This is a genomic window from Mesorhizobium sp. P5_C1, from assembly GCF_054049815.1.
Map to the genome: position 1 here is coordinate 1 of NZ_JBFULQ010000681.1, position 2,534 is coordinate 2,534.

Consider the following 2,534-nt stretch of genomic DNA (forward strand, 5'->3'; position numbering starts at 1 on the left):
GTCGGGCGCTGTGTCGACCAGCGTACCGTCGAGGTCGAACACGATGATCGGGCGAGTCATGGTCAGTCCTGGGCCAAGTTCATGCAAGTGGCAGGCGATAGCGGCTGCGGCGCGTCAAGGCAAGCGGGATGGGGCAAGCCGGCTGAGTCGTTCGGGCAAGCCAGCCCCGCCGGACCGGGTATTTCGTGGCTTGCCGCCAGACATGAAAAACCCGCCATGGCGGCGGGTCGTTGGCGCGAATCAGCACCATGGATAGATATGTAGCATAGCTGCCTTCACCGGGTCAAGAAAAAATTCCTATCGGAGATACCTGACGCATTGCCCCTGACCGTGCGTTGCCAGAACATCCATGCTGCTCGTCGCCAGGGAGTACGCCGCTGCCAAAGGCTTTGACCCGACCGGCAAAAATGCTAGGAGCCCAGCAGCGAATTTCCGGGGCAGCAAGCGGCATGGATGCAAGACAGTTGAAGGTCGAAGCCGCGCGGGCAGCGCTCGCCTATGTGAGCGACGGCATGCGGCTCGGAATCGGCACCGGCACCACCGCCGAAGAGTTCGTGCGGCTGCTTGCCGAGAAGGTCGCCACCGGCATGACCGTCATCGGCGTGCCGACGTCGGAGCGCACCGCGTTGCTCTGCCGCGAGCTTGGCGTGCCGCTGTCGACGCTGGAGGAAACGCCGGAACTCGATCTCACCGTCGATGGCGCCGATGAGGTCGATCCGGCGCTGACCCTGATCAAGGGCGGCGGCGGCGCGCTGCTGCGCGAGAAGATCGTTGCCGCGGCYTCCCAGCGCATGATCGTCATTGCCGACCAGTCGAAGATGGTCGAGACGCTCGGCCGGTTTCCACTGCCGATCGAAGTCAATCAGTTTGGCCTGCGCGYAACCGAAATCGCGATCGGCACCGCGGCTGAAAAGCTCGGCCTTTCCGGTCCGGTTATATTGAGGATGACGGGGGGCCAGGCTTTTGTTACAGACGGCGGCCATTTTATCCTCGATGCATCTTTTGGCCGCATTCCGGATACAAGAGCGCTTTCGAATGCTCTCCACGCCATTCCGGGCGTGGTCGAGCATGGTCTTTTCATCGGGCTGGCGTCAGCGGCCATCATCGCCGGCGGCGACGGTATCCAAACTGTCCATGCCGCCCGAAAACCAGGGAGTTCTACCGATCATGATGTTGCATAACCGGGTTCGCAGCCTTTGCGCCGTTCTGGCGGCTACGGCCGTTTTCGCCTTCTCTTCGCCGGCGTTTTCGCAAGAAGTCACGGACTCGCACCTGAAGGCCGCCCGCGCGGCGGTAGCGGCGATCCACGCGACCGACCCGTTCGACAACATCCTGCCGCAGGCGGCAGCCGCGCTCGAATCGCAGCTCATTCAGAAGAACCCGGACATGCAGGAGCTGATCGGCAAGACCATCAACGAGAAGGCGCTGGCGCTCGCCTCGCGCCGCGCCGACCTCGAGAAGGAAGCCGCACTCGCCTACGCAAAAGTGTTCTCCGAAAAGGAACTGACGGATATCGCCGCCTTCTACAGTTCCGATTCGGGCAAGAAGCTGCTGGATAGCGGCCCGACCGTGACCCGTGAACTGGTCAAGGCAGCCGACATCTGGCAGAACGGCCTCGCACGCGATCTCGCTCAGCAGGTTGGCGAGACGTTGGCCGCGGCCGCCAAGGCCAAGGCGCCGGCAGCCCCTGCCGCAGCACCCGCGGACGCAGCCGCGCCTGCGGATGGCGCTGCACCCGCCGATGGTTCGGCTCCGGCAGACGACACGCAGAACTGATCTTGCGTTTCCAAATGGCCTTGCGGCCATCGATGAAGCCCGGCTTGTCCGGGCTTTTCTTTTGCTGCCTGGCGGCCTACCTGTCACTGGATTTCTGAAGCTTGAGGAGCCGCCAGATGGCCGGTTACGACTACGATCTTTTCGTCATCGGCGGCGGCTCGGGCGGGGTGAGGGCGGCGCGCGTCGCGGCCGCACTCGGCAAGCGCGTCGGCATCGCCGAGGAATACCGCTATGGCGGCACCTGCGTCATCAGGGGCTGCGTGCCGAAAAAGCTCTATGTCTATGCATCGCAATTTCCCGAGCATTTCGCCGACGCCGCCGGCTATGGCTGGACGGTGCCGGAGGCGAGTTTCGACTGGCAGACGCTGGTCGCCAACAAGGATCGCGAGATCAGCCGGCTGGAGGCGATCTACCAGAGGAATGTCGAGGGCGCCGGCGGCGAGGCCTTTCACTCGCGCGCCATGATCGTCGATCCGCATGTCGTGCATCTCCTGGGCGAAGATCGCACAGTCACCGCCGACCAGATCCTGATCGCCACCGGCGGCCGCCCGGCGCCGCATCCGGCGCTGCCCGGGCATGAGCATTGCATCTTCTCCAACGAGGCTTTCGATCTCAAGCAGCTACCCAAGGCGATCATGATCGAGGGCGGCGGCTACATCGCGGTCGAGTTCGCCAACATCTTCCACGGCCTCGGCGTCGACACCACGCTGGTCTATCGCGGCAAGGAGATCCTCAGCCGCTTCGACATGGACCTGCGG

General features: G+C 63.8%; 4 protein-coding genes. All 4 read left to right on the plus strand.

The features are described 5' to 3' along the window. Positions 1 to 264, plus strand: a 264-nt coding sequence (locus ACXJ7R_RS29840) for a hypothetical protein (RefSeq protein ID WP_457154957.1), incomplete at its 5' end; no start/stop codon positions are given. 185 nt (positions 265 to 449) lie between these two features. Continuing rightward, entirely contained in the window at positions 450 to 1,181 is a 732-nt protein-coding gene (gene rpiA / locus ACXJ7R_RS29845) for a ribose-5-phosphate isomerase RpiA (protein WP_457154958.1), read from the plus strand. Then, positions 1,168 to 1,776: a DUF2059 domain-containing protein gene (locus tag ACXJ7R_RS29850; RefSeq protein WP_457154959.1), complete on the plus strand. Its 609-nt coding sequence runs from the start codon at positions 1,168 to 1,170 to the stop codon at positions 1,774 to 1,776. Before rpiA ends, ACXJ7R_RS29850 begins: the two co-directional genes overlap by 14 nt. Positions 1,777 to 1,892: 116 nt before the next feature. Continuing rightward, a partial coding sequence (locus ACXJ7R_RS29855) for an FAD-dependent oxidoreductase (RefSeq protein WP_457154960.1) occupies positions 1,893 to 2,534 on the plus strand: 642 nt, incomplete at its 3' end.

Excerpts from the sequence above, each read along its gene's own strand:
- ACXJ7R_RS29850 (WP_457154959.1), top strand. The coding sequence starts at position 1,168 with ATGATGTTGCATAACCGGGTTCGCAGCCTTTGCGCCGTTCTGGCGGCT.